Source organism: Agrobacterium sp. T29 (assembly GCF_006970545.1).
Classification (GTDB): domain Bacteria; phylum Pseudomonadota; class Alphaproteobacteria; order Rhizobiales; family Rhizobiaceae; genus Agrobacterium; species Agrobacterium leguminum.
In genome coordinates this window covers 502,785-519,878 of the sequence record NZ_CP040640.1, presented here as the reverse complement: position 1 = coordinate 519,878, position 17,094 = coordinate 502,785, and the positions used below count along the sequence as shown (strand labels likewise).

The 17,094-nt window shown below is 59.1% G+C and carries 15 protein-coding genes and 1 tRNA gene; 9 read left to right on the top strand and 7 right to left on the bottom strand.

Annotated features, from left to right (window positions below; translation table 11 throughout):
* Window positions 1–13 precede the first annotated feature (13 nt).
* The 4 genes from FGF54_RS02605 (at window position 14) to FGF54_RS02590 (ending at window position 3,624) form a co-directional block, all read left to right on the top strand.
* On the top strand, window positions 14–1,816 hold the full coding sequence (locus FGF54_RS02605; RefSeq protein ID WP_020812512.1) for a GGDEF domain-containing protein: 1,803 nt from the start codon (window positions 14–16) through the stop codon (window positions 1,814–1,816).
* An 88-nt stretch (window positions 1,817–1,904) separates the two neighbouring features.
* Window positions 1,905–2,918, top strand: a complete 1,014-nt coding sequence (locus tag FGF54_RS02600) for an NAD(P)H-quinone oxidoreductase (RefSeq protein WP_168207979.1) — start codon at window positions 1,905–1,907, stop codon at window positions 2,916–2,918.
* A 62-nt stretch (window positions 2,919–2,980) separates the two neighbouring features.
* A complete protein-coding gene (locus tag FGF54_RS02595; protein ID WP_142778846.1) occupies window positions 2,981–3,262 on the top strand; it encodes a DUF6516 family protein in 282 nt (93 codons plus the stop codon).
* Window positions 3,259–3,624: a helix-turn-helix domain-containing protein gene (locus FGF54_RS02590; protein ID WP_020812514.1), complete on the top strand. Its 366-nt coding sequence runs from the start codon at window positions 3,259–3,261 to the stop codon at window positions 3,622–3,624. The genes FGF54_RS02595 and FGF54_RS02590 overlap by 4 nt, the downstream gene beginning before the upstream one ends.
* Window positions 3,625–4,147: 523 nt before the next feature.
* Here the strand turns inward: FGF54_RS02590 and FGF54_RS02580 are convergent.
* From FGF54_RS02580 to FGF54_RS02550, 6 genes are all read right to left on the bottom strand, one after another.
* Entirely contained in the window at window positions 4,148–5,188 is a 1,041-nt protein-coding gene (locus FGF54_RS02580) for a sulfate/molybdate ABC transporter ATP-binding protein (RefSeq protein WP_142778845.1), read from the bottom strand.
* A gap of 11 nt (window positions 5,189–5,199) precedes the next feature.
* Complete coding sequence (cysW, locus tag FGF54_RS02575) at window positions 5,200–6,072, bottom strand: sulfate ABC transporter permease subunit CysW (RefSeq protein WP_142778844.1); 873 nt, start codon at window positions 6,070–6,072, stop codon at window positions 5,200–5,202.
* Window positions 6,065–6,922: a sulfate ABC transporter permease subunit CysT gene (gene cysT / locus FGF54_RS02570; RefSeq protein ID WP_003494311.1), complete on the bottom strand. Its 858-nt coding sequence runs from the start codon at window positions 6,920–6,922 to the stop codon at window positions 6,065–6,067. Before cysT ends, cysW begins: the two co-directional genes overlap by 8 nt.
* 198 nt (window positions 6,923–7,120) lie before the next feature.
* The gene (locus FGF54_RS02565; protein WP_020009570.1) at window positions 7,121–8,146 is read right to left on the bottom strand and encodes a sulfate ABC transporter substrate-binding protein; all 1,026 of its coding nucleotides are present in this window, start codon (window positions 8,144–8,146) and stop codon (window positions 7,121–7,123) included.
* 459 nt (window positions 8,147–8,605) lie between these two features.
* A complete protein-coding gene (locus tag FGF54_RS02555) occupies window positions 8,606–9,046 on the bottom strand; it encodes an Rrf2 family transcriptional regulator (protein ID WP_111781800.1) in 441 nt (146 codons plus the stop codon).
* Between the two features lie 248 nt (window positions 9,047–9,294).
* Window positions 9,295–9,612: a hypothetical protein gene (locus FGF54_RS02550; RefSeq protein WP_142778842.1), complete on the bottom strand. Its 318-nt coding sequence runs from the start codon at window positions 9,610–9,612 to the stop codon at window positions 9,295–9,297.
* 417 nt (window positions 9,613–10,029) lie between these two features.
* Here FGF54_RS02550 and FGF54_RS02545 point away from each other — a divergent pair, with 417 nt between their 5' ends.
* Genes FGF54_RS02545 through cysN form a run of 3 tightly spaced genes read left to right on the top strand, consistent with a single transcriptional unit; the run spans window position 10,030 to window position 13,274 of the window.
* On the top strand, window positions 10,030–10,812 hold the full coding sequence (locus tag FGF54_RS02545; RefSeq protein ID WP_168207978.1) for a phosphoadenylyl-sulfate reductase: 783 nt from the start codon (window positions 10,030–10,032) through the stop codon (window positions 10,810–10,812).
* A 27-nt stretch (window positions 10,813–10,839) separates the two neighbouring features.
* The gene (cysD, locus tag FGF54_RS02540) at window positions 10,840–11,793 is read left to right on the top strand and encodes a sulfate adenylyltransferase subunit CysD (RefSeq protein ID WP_003520470.1); all 954 of its coding nucleotides are present in this window, start codon (window positions 10,840–10,842) and stop codon (window positions 11,791–11,793) included.
* A complete protein-coding gene (cysN, locus tag FGF54_RS02535) occupies window positions 11,793–13,274 on the top strand; it encodes a sulfate adenylyltransferase subunit CysN (protein ID WP_104679335.1) in 1,482 nt (493 codons plus the stop codon). The genes cysD and cysN overlap by 1 nt, the downstream gene beginning before the upstream one ends.
* Before the next feature lie 849 nt (window positions 13,275–14,123).
* Here cysN and FGF54_RS02525 read toward each other — a convergent pair.
* A tRNA-Pro gene (locus FGF54_RS02525) sits at window positions 14,124–14,200 on the bottom strand.
* 264 nt (window positions 14,201–14,464) lie between these two features.
* On the opposite strand from FGF54_RS02525, the gene FGF54_RS02520 reads away from it, so the two are divergent.
* Together FGF54_RS02520 and mqo are read left to right on the top strand one after the other, a co-directional pair.
* Window positions 14,465–14,887, top strand: a complete 423-nt coding sequence (locus tag FGF54_RS02520) for a hypothetical protein (RefSeq protein WP_080856053.1) — start codon at window positions 14,465–14,467, stop codon at window positions 14,885–14,887.
* A gap of 388 nt (window positions 14,888–15,275) precedes the next feature.
* Window positions 15,276–17,024, top strand: coding sequence for a malate dehydrogenase (quinone) (gene mqo / locus FGF54_RS02515; RefSeq protein ID WP_168207977.1), 1,749 nt, complete (start codon window positions 15,276–15,278; stop codon window positions 17,022–17,024).
* Window positions 17,025–17,094 lie beyond the last annotated feature (70 nt).

Below are 17,094 nucleotides of genomic sequence, written 5' to 3'. Positions count from 1 at the left end.
GCGGAGAATAGAAATGCAGGCCGTCACGCTGGAGAACGATGTCATAAGGCGTTTTGCCTCCGGGCACATGTTTCCCATGGCGAAACTGGTGCTCGAAACGGCATTTCAGCCGATTGTCGAGGCGACGACAGGCACGATCTTCGGTTATGAATCGCTGATGCGCGGCCATGACCGGCTCGGTTTTTCCAATCCGCTGGCGCTTCTCGACCAGGCTGCCGCGGATGGCGAGCTGAAGGCCTTCGAGCAGATGCTGGCGAGCCGGGCGCTGGCGAAATTTTCCACCCTGCCCGATTTTTCCTCCGCCACCCTGTTCCTCAATCTCGATGTGCGGCTGATCCCGCATGGCGACGCCATTCTCGACAAGCTCGTCGGCCATCTGGCGCGGGCGGGCATTCCCGCCTCCTCCATCTGCTTCGAGCTTTCCGAGCGTTTCGACAATACCAGCGTGCCGGAATTCACGGCGCTGATTGCCCGCATGCGCAAGGAAGGCTTCAAGCTGGCGATCGACGATTTCGGCGCCGGTCACGGCGAGATGAAACTGCTCTGCGACTTCCCGCTGGATTACCTGAAGATCGACCGGCATTTCATTACCGGCGTCGACCAATTGCCGCGCAAGCAGCACCTTGTGCGCAACATCGTCAACATCGCCCATGTTCTTGGCGTCAGGGTCATTGCGGAAGGCATCGAAACCGAAGCGGAGTTTCTGACCTGCCGCGAATTCGGCGTCGATCTGGTGCAGGGTTGGCTGATCGCGAGGCCCACGGTCTTCACCAGCGAACTGCCGGAGAGCTTTCCCCACATCAACCGCATCGGCGTGGCGCGGCGCAGCAGCCAGACGCTGGATGAGATTCTCATCCGCCGTGAAATCGAGCGTCTTCCCACCGTCTTCGAGCATGACAGCGTCGACAGCGTCTTCGAACTGTTCCGCAGAAATCCGCAGCAGGCGTTTTTCCCGGTTCTCAACGCCAATGGCGAGCCGCGCGGCGTCATCAACGAGTATCACCTCAAGGAATATATCTACCGGCCCTTCGGCCGCGACCTGCTCAAGAACAAGATTTACGAGCGCACCATTTCCCATTTCGTCGATCCCGCGCCGATTGTCGGCCTCGATGCCGATGCCGACCAATTGATGAACATGTTCGCCAGCATGGGCGGCAGCGCCTGCATCATCCTCACCGAAAACATGCGTTACGCCGGCATCGTTTCCGCCGCTTCGCTCATCAAGGTCATCAACGAAAAACAGCTGAAGATGGCGCAGGACCAGAACCCGCTGACGGCGCTGCCCGGCAACCGCGCGATTGGCGGCTTCATTGCCGACCGTTGCAGCGACGGCGACGAGGCGCGCTTCTTCTGCTATTGCGACTTCGATAATTTCAAACCCTTCAACGACAAATACGGCTTCAACGCCGGCGACCACGCCATCACCCTGTTTTCGGCGCTGATGCGTCGTTACTTTTTTGCCGGCGATTGTTTCCTCGGCCATATTGGCGGCGACGATTTCTTCATCGGCGTGCGCGACTGGACGGTGGAGGAGCTGACGGAAATCCTCGAGCGGCTGCTCAGCGATTTTCACGACGACGTCGCCGAACTCTATTCGGACGAGGACCGCGCCGCCGGCTGCATGAAAGGCCAGGACCGCCACGGCAATGAGCGGGACTTCGCGCTGCTGCGCTGCTCCATTGGCGTGCTGACTTTGCCGAAGGGGTTGATCATCGCCAATCCCGAGCGGATCGGCAGCGAGATCGCTGGCGTGAAGGCGGCTGCGAAGGAAAACGAAGGCGGTCTCGTCGTCCGGGTGTTCGGCGAGACAAATTGACACTCGTGACAAACGGCCTCCTTCCCTAAGCGGTGCATCTGACCTACATCTTCAGGCGACGCCGACACGTGAGGAGTTGCCCCTGGCCATGCCCGACACCAAGACCCTGCCCGAAACGATGCGTTTCATCGACCTCCCTTCCCATGGCGGCCCGGAGGTGATGCGGCTTTCGCAAGCGCCTTTGCCGAAGCCCGCAAAAGGCGAGGTTCTCGTGAAGGTCGAGGCGGCGGGCGTCAACCGGCCGGATGTGGCGCAGCGGCAGGGCATCTATCCGCCGCCGAAGGATGCAAGCCCGATCCTCGGCCTTGAAATCGCCGGCGAGGTGGTTGCGCTGGGTGAAGGCGTTACCGAATTCAAGGTGGGCGACAAGGTCTGCGCGCTCGCCAATGGCGGCGGTTATGCGCAATATTGCACCGTGCCGGCCGGGCAGGCCCTTCCCTTCCCCAAGGGTTACGACGCCGTCAAAGCCGCGGCTTTGCCGGAAACCTTCTTCACCGTCTGGGCCAATCTCTTCCAGATGGCGGGCCTCACCGAAGGGGAAAGCGTCCTCATCCATGGCGGCACCAGCGGCATCGGCACGACGGCCATCCAGCTTGCCAAAGCCTTCGGCGCCGAGGTCTATGCCACGGCGGGTTCTGCGGAAAAATGCGAAGCCTGCGTGAAGCTCGGCGCCAAACGGGCGATCAACTATCGTGAGGAAGATTTCGCCGCCGTCATCAAGGCCGAAACCGATGGCAAGGGCGTCGATGTCGTTCTCGACATGATTGGTGCTGCCTATTTCGAAAAGAACCTTTCGGCACTCGCCAAGGACGGCTGCCTGTCCATCATCGCCTTTCTGGGCGGCGCCGTGGCCGAAAAGGTCAACCTCACCCCCATCATGGTGAAACGCCTCACCGTCACCGGCTCCACCATGCGCCCCCGCACGGCCGACGAAAAACGCGCCATCCGCGACGACCTCGTCGCAGAGGTCTGGCCGCTCATCGAAAGCGGTCAGCTCTCGCCTGTCATCAACCGGGTCTTCACGCTGGATGACGTTGTGGAAGCGCACCGGCTGATGGAAAGCAGCAATCATATCGGCAAGATCGTGATGCGGGTGTCGTGACGCTTTGAGCGGGATCGTTGTTTTCATTGACAACGCACTGAAGTGTTGTCAAAAATAACAACATGAAGGCCATTCTGCTCGAAAAGACGCGCAAAGTGATCGACGAGACGGCCTTCTTCGAGGTTGTCCTGTGGCATCTGCCTGAGCCTGTTCCCGGAAGTCTCCATCCGTTCAAATATCGGCTGGCGCTGGTGATCAAAGGGGAATGTGTTCTGCGTTATGACAATGAGCGCGGTAAAGGCGATCATCGTCATATGCACGGGCGTGAAGACACCATCGCCTTCACGACGCTCGAAGCCCTGTTCGATGCTTTTCAGGCCGATATGGAAAGGATTTTATCATGACCGCACTCACCGTCCGTCTCAGCACGATCAAGGATATCAAGAGCCGCTTTGTCGCCGCCGGTAATCTGGCCATGTCTGGAAAGCCGGTGGAGGCGAAACCGTCCGTCGAATTTTCCAGCTATGAGGACCTGCACCGCATTCTCGCGCCGCTTCGCCTTGCCATCGTCAAGGCTCTGGCGGGACAGGGACCGCTTTCTATCCGGGAGGTTGCCCGTCGGGTCGGACGGGACGTACAGGCCGTTCATCGCGACGTGACGTCGCTCCTCCATGCGGGCGTTATCGACCGGAACGAGGCTGGCATCGAGTTTCCCTATGACAGCATCCACTTCGAATTCGACGTGAAGGCCGCAGACGCGGCATAGGTGCCGGGCGTCCCCCCTGGAAGTAATCCCTCTTGCATTACTGACGAATCGTACTACCTTCTAGTTATGTTCAACGTATCGGAAGGAGGTGATCCAATGTCTAGTGAGATTTCGGTCTCTGGTGCAGGCAATGGAAAGGGTGTGTTTTCGACGGGGCAGCCCTCGTTGTAAACCCTCTGCCTTCGGAACGTTGAGAAACAGTCCCGGGTCTGTAAACAGGACCAAACTCATGGAAGGGTCGCTTCGGCGGCCCTTTTCCGTTTTTGCTTATTGCTTCGACTATTGGGGGAAATCTGCGCCTCGAGTGCCGGTGCAGCAAGCTCTATGCCCGATGCTACTCCTGACACGTCTCTTCCGTCATGCCGGGCTTGACCCGGCATCCAGCCGGCGCGCGTCTGCGCGACGAGAGGACTCCTTTCAGCCCAAAGACTTGGGCTGGCTGGATACCGGCTCAAGGCCGGTATGACGGAGAACTGGGGAGCGCGCGCCGGATCTGCGACCGTCAACTGCGGTCACGTCTCCCTTATTTTTTCCCGAAAACCTTCCACCGCGTCGGCCGGAAGCGTAGTTCCGCCCCCACCGCCACGGCGGCGTTGAGCGGCACCTCGATTTCGAGGTGATAGGGTTCATGGCCGTTATTGGCGATGTCGATTTCGGCGATGCGGGTGCCTGCGAGGCGGCGACAGGTGGTGACCTTGCCGTAAAGCGCGTCCTTCTCTTGCGTCAGCACTACATCTTCCGGGCGGAAGAAAAGCTCGCCCTCGCCCGTGCCGTTCTCGTCGATGCCGATGCTTTCGCCCTGGAACAGCACGTGGCCGTCGCGGATCGTCACCGGCAGGCTGGAGGATTCGCCAATAAAGGAGAAGACGAAGGGGGAGTTGGGCGTGTCGTAGACATCGTCAGCCGTGCCGACCTGTTCGATCTTGCCCTGACTCATGACGACGACGCGGTCGGCCAGTTCCAGCGCCTCTTCCTGATCGTGGGTGACGAAGACGGTGGTGTGGCCGGTGCGGTCGTGGAATTCGCGCAGCCAGCGGCGCAGCTCCTTGCGCACCTTGGCGTCGAGCGCGCCGAAAGGTTCATCGAGTAGCAACACCTTCGGCTCGATGGCGACGGCGCGGGCAAGCGCCACGCGCTGACGCTGGCCGCCGGAAAGCTGCGAGGGATAACGCTTCTCAAGGCCGGAGAGGTGCACCATGTCGAGAAGTTCGGAGACCCGCCTGCGGATTTCGGCCTTCGGCGGACGCTTTCCGGAAGGACGTACCTTGAGGCCGAAGGCGATATTGTCGGCCACCGTCATGTGGCGAAACAGGGCGTAGTGCTGGAACACGAAACCGACATTGCGCTCCTGCACCGTGCGGTGCGAGGCATCTTCGTTGCCGAAGAAAATCTGGCCGGTTGTCGGCTGCTCGAGACCGGCGATGAGACGCAGCAGCGTCGTCTTGCCGGAACCGGAAGGACCGAGCAGCGCGATCAGCTCGCCGGAACGAATGTCGAGCGACACATCGTTCAGCGCCGGAAAGCGGTCGAACTGCTTGGTGATGCCGGAAACTTTCACTTCCATGAAGATGCCTTTCAATGCTTGCCGGCTGCGTTGCCCGCGCCAAAGCGTATTTCGAGAATGGTTTTGAGAACGAGCGTCACCAGCGCCAGACCGGCGAGCAGCGTCGCCACGGCAAAGGCCGCGCCGATATTGTACTCATTATAGAGTATCTCGACATGCAGCGGCATGGTGTTGGTCTCGCCGCGAATATGGCCCGAGACCACCGAGACGGCGCCGAACTCACCCATGGCGCGGGCGTTGCAGAGCAGCACCCCGTAGAGCAGGCCCCATTTGATATTCGGCAGCGTGACATACCAGAAGGTCTGCCAGCCGGAAGCACCGAGCGAAATCGCCGCCTCCTCGTCGCCATTGCCCTGATCCTGCATCAGTGGAATCAGTTCGCGCGCGACGAAAGGAAAGGTGACGAAGATGGTGGCGAGCACGATGCCCGGCACGGCGAAGAGGATTTCGATGCCGTAGCTCTTCAGCCATGGCCCGAGCACGCTGTGGGATGAGAACAGGATGACATAGACCAGACCTGATATGACCGGCGAGATCGAGAACGGCAGGTCGATGAGCGTGATCAGGAAGGCCTTGCCCTTGAACTCGAATTTCGCAATCGCCCAGGCGGCCATTACCCCGAAGACCAGGTTGAGCGGCACCGAAATGGCGGCGACGAGCAGCGTCAGGCGGATGGCGGAGAGCGCATCCGGCTCAACGATCGCCTCCCAGAAGGCGTCTGCGCCCTTGCGGAAAGCTTCGAAGAACACCGAGACCAGCGGCAGCACCAGGAAGGCGGCGAGGAACACGAAGGCGATGGCGATCAACGCCAGCCGGGCGGGAAAGCTCTCGCTGGCGGGGTCGCGGAACGGCCGGGGGGACGTGCGGGAAGCGGTCTCAGACATAACCGTACCTCTTGCGGCTCCAAGCCTGAATGAGATTGATGAGGAACAGCATGGCGAACGAGATGATCAGCATGATGGTGGCGATGCCGGTCGCGGCCGCATAATTGAACTCCTCCAGCCGGATGACGATGAGGAGCGGCGCGATTTCCGAGACGTAAGGAATATTGCCGGCGATGAAGATGACCGAGCCATATTCCCCGACACCGCGTGCGAAGGCGAGCGCGAAACCCGTGAGGATCGCAGGTGTGAGGCTCGGCAGCAGTACGCGGGTGATGGTCTGGAAACGGTTGGCGCCAAGCGTGGCGGCCACCTCCTCCACCTGCCGGTCGATTTCTTCCATGACCGGCTGCACGGTGCGGACCACGAAGGGCAGGCCGATGAAGATCAGTGCGATGACGATGCCGGTCGGCGTGAAGGCGATCTTGATGCCGAAGGGTTCGAACAGCGAACCGACCCAGCCGCGATTGGCATAAAGCGTGGTCAGCGCGATACCGGCGACCGCCGTGGGCAAAGCAAAGGGAAGGTCGACGATGGCATCGACGAAGCGGCGGCCGGGAAAACGGTAACGCGTCAGCACCCAGGCGACGATGACACCGAAGACCGCGTTGACCAGCGCGGCAAGAAATGCCGTTCCGAAACTGACACGCAGCGCATTCAGCGTGCGGCTATCCGTGGCAATCGCAATGAAATCTGAAAAACCCAGTTTCGCCGTGGACCAGACGAGGCCGCCAAGCGGAATAAGAATGATGAGAAACAGATAGGTCACTGTGTAACCAAGCGTCAGGCCGAAGCCCGGTATGACGCTCGACTGCCGCCATTTCCACCTGTTTCCGGAAGTATTATTGCTCATCAAGGCTCCGGATAATCTTTAGTTTGGCGCATTTCCGGACAGGAAACCGGGGTCCGCTTTTCCTGGAAATGCTCTCTGGGAGCCGGTGTTCCCCGGCGTTTATTATAAAGTATCGACCGGCACGGTGTCCGGTCGATCAGGTTTTGTTTTCTGTTGTCCGTGCGGACGCGGGCGATCTCTTTTCAGCCCATCATCCGCTTACTTTGCGGGCTTGTAAATCTGGTCGAAGATGCCGCCGTCACCAAAATGTTCAGGCTGCGCCTTTGCCCAACCGCCAAACTGCGGGTCGTCGATGGTGACGAGCTTGATGTCGGGCAGCTGCTTGAGCAGATCTTTGGAGACCACGGCGGGGTTCGACGGGCGGTAGAAGTGCTTCGCCGCAATATTCTGGCCCTCGTCGGAATAGAGATATTGCAGATAGGCTTCCGCCGCCTTGCGGGTACCCTTGGCATCGACATTGGCGTCCACCACGGCGACCGGCGGTTCGGCAAGGATCGAGATCGGCGGCACGACGATATCGAAGGCGTCAGCGCCGAATTCCTGACCGGCGAGATAGGCTTCGTTTTCCCAGGCGAGCAGCACATCGCCGATCTGGCGCTGTGCGAAGGTTACCGTGGAGCCACGCGCGCCGGTATCGAGAACCGGGGCGCGCTTGTAGAGCTCGCCGACATAGGCCTTGATCTTGTCCTTGTCGCCCTTGAATTCTTCATTGGCCCAGGCCCAGGCCGCCAGATAGTTCCAGCGCGCGCCGCCAGAAGTCTTCGGGTTCGGCGTCACGATCTGCACGTCGCCCTTCACCAGATCGCCCCAATTATGGATGCCCTTGGGGTTACCCTTGCGCACCAGGAAGACGATGGTGGAGGTGTAAGGCGAGGAATTATGCGGCAGGCGGGTGCGCCAGTCCTTGTTGATCTTGCCGGAATTCTGGACGATGGCGTCGATATCGCTCTGCAGCGCCAGCGTCACAACATCCGCCTCCAGACCGTCGATGACCGAACGCGCTTGCTTGCCGGAGCCGCCATGCGACTGCTGGATGGTGACGTCCTCGCCGGTATCGGCCTTCCACTTCTTGGCGAAAGCTTCGTTGAAGTCCTTGTAGAGTTCACGGGTCGGATCGTAGGACACGTTGAGCAGCTTGGTCTGCGCGGCGGCCGAGCCAGCGCCGCCAAGTGCCAGTGAGAGGCTAAGCGCAACAACGCTCAAACCGGACAGAAGCTTGGACATCGGTATTCCCTCCTGATTGCGATGGCTTAACTCTACCGGTTGAGTAGAGTTGGTCAATGAGGCCGAATACGATCGAAAAAGTGTTTCCCGAGAGCGTTTTCCCGGGCAACAAATACAGCGCAGCATAAGCGAAAGGCGCAACAAGCGTCGTGTAAAACTTTGCTGAATGCAAAACCGTTTCACATTTTTGACGATTTTTTGCGCTGACGGCGAAAAATATTATGGGGTTTTAGACGATTTTTTCGTTTGGAAGGAACGAGGCAAGGGGACCATTACAATCTCCTCATCCGTCATTCCGGCCCTGAGCCGGAATCCAGCCAGCCCAAGTCCTTGGGCTGAAGGAGTCGTTTCGCCGCGCAGACGCGCGTCGGCTGGATTCCGGCTCAAGGCCGGAATGACGGACAGGTTGAGGACCCTCGTTGCAAACTCTCAACAGCGAAACGTGAAAAAAAACGAGTGTCAAGCCGTCAAAAGCTCGGGCACTTCGACACCGGCCACGGCATCGGCGATAGTGGTGTTGAAAAGGATATTACGCGTGGCATCGGCCACTCGGGCAAAGACGTGGCGGATTTCGCACTGCTTCTCGCCGTCACAATCCTCGCAGCGGCGATAGGCGGTCTGCGACAGGCACGGCAAGGGGGCGAGCGGTCCGTCGATGAGGCGCAGCACCTCGCCGAAGGTGATATCCGAGGCCGGGCGCGCCAGGAGATACCCGCCCTGCTTGCCGCGCCTGCTCTCGACGATGCGTTCCTTCTTCATTTCGAGAAGTATCTGTTCCAGAAACTTTTTCGGAATGGCCTGTTCGCGGGCAATATCGGAAATCTGCACAGGACAGCCGCCGTCGGCCTTGGCCAGCGAAAGGAGCGCCCTCAGCGCATATTTTGCCTTCTGCGAAATCATCGTAAAACCAGTAGACCACAAGCCCGGGAACCCGGCAATTCCGGCTAAAGAAGTTTTCATATTTACCGTTAAAGCGAAAACGACTTGCCTATTTGTTCAAATCTTTTTCGCCACGAACCTTTAGCTGGCGTGCTCGAACACGCAAGCCAAGTTTTTCGATAAAATCGCCGGCATTGAATTGCTGTGGCATCAATCAGCCGCAAAATCGGATTTGCGACCGACTTTTATGACAGCCCGGTACGCCGGCCTTACGCTTCTGCGTAGCGTCGTAGACCCATACCGACGAATACCATGAGCATTAACAGTCCGAACGCGATGAGCAAAATAAAACGGAAAATATTTGTGATGAGAGAAATCTTCACCTGCGAAAGCTGATTTGTTGGAACGCCTTGGGGTTTCGTTGCGAGAACCCCAAGATAGCTGACCAAAGACACACCCAAAAGCACCGATATGTAATAATCCATCCAATCTGGCACCCTCACAAAACCGAAGTTAAAAGCAAAGGCGTGACTAGCTGGAATAAATAGTGCGGCGATTGCCCATAATGATATTTTAAAATTTTGCAAGACTTACATCCCCGTAACTAATATACCCATATTATAGTAACATCAAAAGTATAAATAAATATTAAATTGCCTTACCCAGATATATATTACATACCTTTATTATAAAAATAGGATTTCCTCCCCACCAATACGAAACATAACGGCTGATCCGGTCGCCCAGCGCTACATCGCCTCGATCTCGCTGATCATTAGCCTGCAGGGTCTCAGCTCGGGTAATACGAGCTCAAAATTTTCTTGAGCCGCGAATATACGTCGTTGTCACTTCCGATCGCACCACGGTGCATATCCAAGCTGCAAAGAAGGTGAACGGGCATCTTTTGCTCATACCAAGCGCGCGTGAGGCATTTTTGCTCTCAAGTGCAGCGCACAAAGACTGTCATTTCTGTTCCAAAGGTCGGATTTCAACAATAATCGGCCATGGAAATCCCGGACGTGACAATGACGATCAATTCAGCAAATGCCTCTGCCGATGCCGCTTCCCTCGACGCCACGCTTGCCGGGCTCGATCTGGCGGGTCGGCTTTCGTTTATCGCCGGCCTCGGCGGGCGGGCGGTCTTCACCACCAGCCTCGGCATCGAGGATCAGGTCATTACGGCCGCCATCGGCACACACCGCCTGCCGATCGACGTCGTGACGCTCGAAACCGGCCGGCTGTTCAAGGAAACCGTCGATCTCATCGATGAAACCGAAGAGCGTTTCGGCATTGAAATCCGCCGCTTCCGCCCGGAGCAGGACGATATCGACGCCTATGCCGAAAAATACGGCCTGAACGGTTTTTACGAAAGCGTCGAAGCACGCCACGCCTGCTGTCATGTCAGAAAGCTGATCCCGCTCGGCAAGGCGCTGGAAGGCGCCGCCTTCTGGATCACCGGCCTCAGACGCGGCCAGTCGGGCAATCGCGCCACGACGCCTTTCGCCGAGTTCGATGCGGAGCGCAATCTCATCAAGATCAATCCCCTGGCTGACTGGGATATCGACCTCATCCGGGCGCATGTCGCCCAGGAGAACATTCCCGTCAATCCGTTGCACCAGCGCGGTTACCCCTCCATCGGCTGCGAGCCGTGTACGCGCGCCATCAAGCCCGGCGAGCCTGAGCGCGCCGGACGATGGTGGTGGGAAAACGACGAGAAGCGCGAATGCGGTCTTCACGTCGCCGGTGCGGAGCAGACACCCGCCGTTTCCGCCATCCCGCAACGATAATCATTCAGTACATTCCCGGAGTTCACAATGTCCAACGCAGTCCACGAGACGGACAGCAAGAATACTGTCGCATCCAAGCCGCCGCTCGACCCCCATCTGAAGGCGCTTGAAAACGAAGCCATTCACATCTTCCGCGAAGTCGCCGCCGAATTCGACAAGCCCGTGATGCTCTATTCCATCGGCAAGGATTCGTCCGTGCTGCTGCATCTGGCGCGCAAGGCGTTTTTCCCCGGCCGCATTCCCTTCCCGCTGCTGCACGTCAATACCGGCTGGAAGTTCAAGGAAATGATCGAATTCCGCGACAATATCGTCAAGGAATACGATCTCGATCTGATTTCCTATACCAACCCGCGCGGTGCGAGCGAAAACGTAACGCCCTTCACCCACGGTTCGGCGCTTTACACCGACATCATGAAGACCGAAGCGCTGCGCCAGGCGCTCGACGCCGGCCAGTTCGATGCGGCCTTCGGCGGCGCGCGCCGTGACGAGGAGGCGAGCCGCGCCAAGGAACGCATCTATTCCTTCCGCACGCCCGACCATAAATGGGACCCGCGCAACCAGCGCCCGGAACTGTGGAACATCTATAACGGCATGGTCCGCAAGGGCGAAAGCGTGCGCGCCTTCCCGCTCTCCAACTGGACCGAAGTGGATATCTGGCGTTACATCGAGGCGGAAAACATTCCGCTGGTGCCGCTCTATTACGCCGCCGAGCGCCCCTATGTCGAACGCGACGGCATGATGATCCTTGCCGAAGACGAGCGGCTGGAACTGCTGCCCGGCGAAGAGATCAAGCATGGCTCGATCCGCTTCCGCACGCTCGGCTGCTTCCCGCTGACCGGCGCGATCCGTTCCGAGGCGGCGACGCTTCAGGAAGTCATCGCGGAACTCGAAATCGCTACCGTTTCCGAACGGCAGGGCCGCGCGATTGACCGCGACCAGTCCGGCTCGATGGAGAAGAAGAAGCGCGAGGGGTATTTCTGATGAGCACTGCCGCCGCCAACACCCCCTCTTCCGCAACCATTCTGCCGTTTGCCGAGCATTCGAAGGCGGCGCGCGATACGCGTCCGCTGCGTCTCATCACCTGCGGCAGCGTCGATGACGGCAAATCGACCCTGATCGGCCGTCTTCTCTGGGACACCAAAGCCGTCAAGGAAGATCAGGCCGCCACCCTGCACCGCGACAGCGGCAAGCAGAACGATCTCGGCCTGCCCGATTTCGCGCTGCTGCTCGACGGTCTTCAGGCGGAGCGCGAACAGGGCATCACCATCGATGTCGCCTATCGTTATTTCGCCACCGACCGGCGCGCCTTCATCGTGGCCGACACGCCCGGCCATGAGCAATATACCCGCAACATGGCGACCGGCGCTTCCACCGCCGATCTCGCGGTGCTGCTCGTCGATGCACGCACCGGCATTCTGGAACAGACGCGCCGCCACGCCACCATTGCGGCGCTGATGGGCATCCGGCAATTCGTGCTGGCCGTCAACAAGATCGACCTGACGCATTACGACAAGGCCGGTTTCGAACTGATCGCCCATGAATTCCGCGATTTCGCGTCCAATCTCGGCATCAAGCAGATCACCGCCATTCCGATGTCGGCGCTGAAGGGTGAAAACGTTGTTCTCTCCGGCAAGGCCTCCATGCCCTGGTATGAAGGCCCGACGCTGGTGGAAACGCTGGAGCTTGCCACAGTGCGCTCCGCGCAGTCCGGCGGCTTCCGCCTGCCGGTGCAGCGCGTCTCGCGGCCGGGTGAAAGCTTCCGTGGCTATCAGGGCACGGTTGCCGGCGGTTCGGTAAAGCCGGGCGACAGCGTCGTTGTCCTGCCTTCCGGCATGGTCGCGAATGTCAAGCAGATCGTCACCTTCGATCTGGTGCGCAACGCCGCTGTGGCGGGCGATGCGGTCACGCTCGTCCTTGATCGCCAGGTGGACGTGTCGCGCGGCGACATGATTGTCTCCATCGAGGCGCAGCCGCAGACGGGCCTTGCCTTCGACGCCCAGATCGTGGCGCTGCAGCCGGGCGGCATCGAGGCAGGCAAGCGCTACTGGCTGAAAAGCGGCAGCCGCCGCCAGCGCGTCAGCGTGCAGCCTGTCAGCCAGCTGAACCTGAAGGAAGGCGAATGGCAGGCGCATGAAACCTCCCTGCCGATGAACGCCATCGGCAAGGTGCGGCTTTCCTTCGACGAGACGGCGATCTTCGATCCCTATGAACAGAACCGCTCGACCGGTTCCTTCATCCTGATCGATCCCGACACCAACAATACGGTTGCAGGCGGCATGATCGCCGGCAAGCGCAGCGTCGGTGCGACGGAAGAAAAGGGCGACCGGGTCATTCTCTCGCTGCCCGCCGATCTTGCGGAAAAGCTGCTGGCCAGCGAGCTCCTCGCCAAGCACCGCGACGAGATCGACATCCGCCGCACGGACGGCGCAACGGCCGCGCGGCTGATCGGCGATCTGGGCTGACACGCCCCCCTCAAACAAACAAAAGGCGACCGTCAAAGCGGTCGCCTTTTTTGTTTCAGAGCCTCTTCCGTGTCAGAGACTGCGGATGGCTTAAAACACGAACATATAAAGCAGAATGATCACGAAGATCGGAACGCCCATAGCCCACAATGCGATACCCTTCAGCATGCTATCCTCCATTGTTGTATGGTTGAATAACGGCTGAGGCGGCTTTCCGATCCATGCCGCTCTCCTGATTTTTACGGGTTGTTTCTCGGCGGCATAAAAAGCTGTTTGTTCATTCGACGTTCATGCGCGAAAGACGAATTTGCATGCGGTCGCTCCGCCAAGCGGCCCAACAGAGGCTCGTTGTTTGAAAAAGCAGCGGGCCTCTTTTTGATCGCGATAAGTTGATCGCGTGGATGCCCCTGAAATTCAGGGCCCATGACGGTGATGGATAACTTCTTGGATTGTGAAGAAGAATTGAGGCTTCTAAGACGATTCCTGTCGCGCGTCCCCTGAAACAGGCCGCGACATTGAGGCCTGGCGCTTGGCGGAGCGACGGGCCTCTTTTGTTGGGGTGCCGGGTGGCGACAACAAACGCCCGCCGAAGCGATCCATCTGCTGTTTGACGGCGACGATTCGCATCCGTGAGCGGATTTGGAAAGAAACACTTTCTCCCAAAACGCATACCAGTTGAAGAACGGCGATTTGAACGCAGTTATTCGCATCTGCGCCCTGATTTTCAGACGCGGTCGGCGAATGCAGTCCAGCCGGCACAGGTTTTCACAGGTCCGGTTTCGGTGCGAGATTTCGATCTTGGAATTCTCGGGATGAGTTGCAAGCCGCTGTAACTATTGGGCTTCAAGCTGGTCGGAGTGAGAGGATTCGAACCTCCGACCCCCACGTCCCGAACGTGGTGCGCTACCAGACTGCGCTACACTCCGTGACCAGCGGCGCTTCTATAGACCAGCCTCCGGCATTCGACAAGCGGCTTATTGCATTTTTTGTGACAAGTTTTTTCCATCTGTTGAAACAACCCTGCCAGGAGCCTGTGGCACCGGCTGGAAGGCCTCAAAACGTTACAAAAAAGCAATTGTGGCAGGAAATTTTCATCGAGCCGCACACCTCCCCTGCCCGCCGTCTCCAAATCTGCTAGGGGAACGGAATGACCGGCGGGAAGCCGGACTCGGCACAAAGGACATTTCACCATGCTATCTCGCAGCGTAACGCTTGCAGCGTTTGCCATTGCGCTCTCGGCCTGCACCACTTCCACGGGCGGCTCCACTCCCTCTTTCACCCAGAAGAGCCCCGTTGAGACCCGCTGGGTCGGCCAGTCCGCAGGTATTTTCTTCGCAAAATTCGGCCCGCCGCTCAGCGATACGGAAACCGGCAGCTCCACCGTCTATAACTGGCGCGGCGGCTACAGAAAGGCCACCATTCCGGCCAGGTTCGAAGAAGGCAAGGATGGCAAGAAGGGTCGCCAGATCTCGCCCGCCCGCACCGCCTCGCTCTCCTGCACGGTGCAGCTCGTCGTTTCCAGCGATTACAAGATTACCGCCGTGCGCACGGTTTCCGACCGCCCCGGCGTCAACGGCCCGAGCTATTGCGCGGAATTCCTCGCCGCAGACTGATCTTCGGCCACAGGCCAGATGCAGCAAGGCCCGCCCGAACCGGCGGGCCTTTTCACTTTTTCGGGATTATTGTCATTTTTCTGAAAAAATTTTTGCCTATAGCCGCCCCCTGCGACCCGTGACGCGCCGGAAACAGTGTCATATGAGCCTTTCCGCGATATCCCGCTCACAGAACCCTTTCAACCGTTTGAAAGCGTCGGCTAATCTTCGCCGTCATAAAAATGACGATCGGCAAAACCGCAAAAATGGCCGTTGCGACCATATGTCCCTGCAAAATCCCTGCAAAAGCGCTTGAACTGGAGTGAAAGAGTCCGGGTTGTGCCGGTTTGCGCTTTGCTGTAACGGGGCGAACGGGAGGAATGTTTTTAACACAAAACAAGAATCAGGTATGGCCGTGACTCCCATCGATCAAGACAAATCCCAGCTCACTGATCTCTCCCAGGAAACCACCCTTTCCCATGCATTTGCCCCCGGCGCGCTTCCGATGAACCGCCGACAGGTTCTGGGCGGTGCGCTCGCCGGCATTGCCGCAGCGGCGCTGCCCTCCTCCCCGCTTCTCGCCAACACGGCTGCCAAGAAGGTCGATGTGCTTTTGATCGGCGGCGGCATCATGAGCGCGACGCTCGGTGTGTGGCTGCGCGAACTCGAGCCCACCTGGTCGATGCAGATGCTGGAGCGGCTGGATGGCGTGGCGCTTGAAAGCTCGAACGGCTGGAACAATGCCGGCACCGGCCATTCCGCTCTCGCCGAACTCAACTACACGCCGGAAGACGACAACGGCAACATCAAGATCAGCCAGGCCGTCAACATCAACGAATCCTTCCAGATTTCCCGACAGTTCTGGGCATGGCAGGTGCGCAACGGCGTTTTGAAGAACCCGCGCTCCTTCATCAACCACACGCCGCATATGAGCTTCGTCTGGGGTGACGAGAACGTCGCCTATCTGGAAAAGCGCTATCAGGCGCTCAAAGCCAGCCCGCTGTTCGCCGGCATGGAATATTCCACCGATCCCGAGCAGATCAAGAAGTGGGTGCCGCTGATGATGGAAGGCCGCGATCCTTCCCAGAAGATCGGCGCGACATGGTCGCCGCTCGGCACCGACATGGAATTCGGCGAAATCACCCGCCAGTTCGTATCGCACCTGCAAAGCGACCAGAATTTCGACCTGCAGGTCAATAGCGAGGTTTCCGATATCCAGCGTAATGCCGACGGCAGCTGGCGCGTGACCTATACGAACACCAAGACCGACGCCGAACAGGTGGTGGATGCGAAATTCGTGTTCATCGGTGCTGGCGGCGGCGCGTTGCATCTGTTGCAGATGTCCGGCATTCCGGAAGCGGATGATTATGCCGGCTTCCCGGTGGGCGGCTCGTTCCTCATCAACGAAAACCCCGACGTAACGATGCAGCATCTGGCCAAGGCCTATGGCAAGGCCTCGGTCGGCTCGCCGCCCATGTCGGTGCCGCATCTCGATACCCGCGTGCTGGGCGGCAAGCGCGTCATCCTGTTCGGACCTTTCGCCACCTTCTCCACCAAGTTCCTGAAGGAAGGCTCCTATTTCGATCTCGTCTCCTCCGTCACGACCAGCAATGCCTGGCCGATGGTGCGGGTGGGCATCGATGAATATCCGCTGGTGGAATATCTCGCCGGTCAGCTGATGATGTCGGATGACGACCGTTTTGCCGCGCTGAAGGAATATTTCCCGAATGCCAAGCAGGGCGAATGGCGCCTGTGGCAGGCCGGCCAGCGCGTGCAGATCATCAAGCGCGACGAAGAAAAGGGCGGCGTGCTGCGGCTCGGCACCGAAGTCGTCGCCGCCAAGGACGGCAGCATCGCCGGCCTGCTCGGCGCTTCGCCGGGCGCCTCCACCGCAGCACCGATCATGCTCAGCGTTCTGGAAAAGGTCTTCAAGGACAAGGTGGCAACACCTGAATGGCAGGCCAAGATCCGCCAGATCGTGCCGAGCTACGGTACGAAGCTCAATGACGACCCGGAAAAGGTGCAGCAGGAATGGGCCTACACCGCCGAACACCTGCAGCTGCCAACCCCGCCGCAGATCGACCTTGAGGCGCTGAAGGGCGCCGGTGCGGCCCCTGCGGGTGCGCCGGTGAAGAAGGTGCCGGATATCGCGCTTTAAGGCTTGAGTGCGATTTAGGATTGGACGCCGCGTGTCTCTGGATGCGCGGCGTTTTTGTTGGAGACGGCTT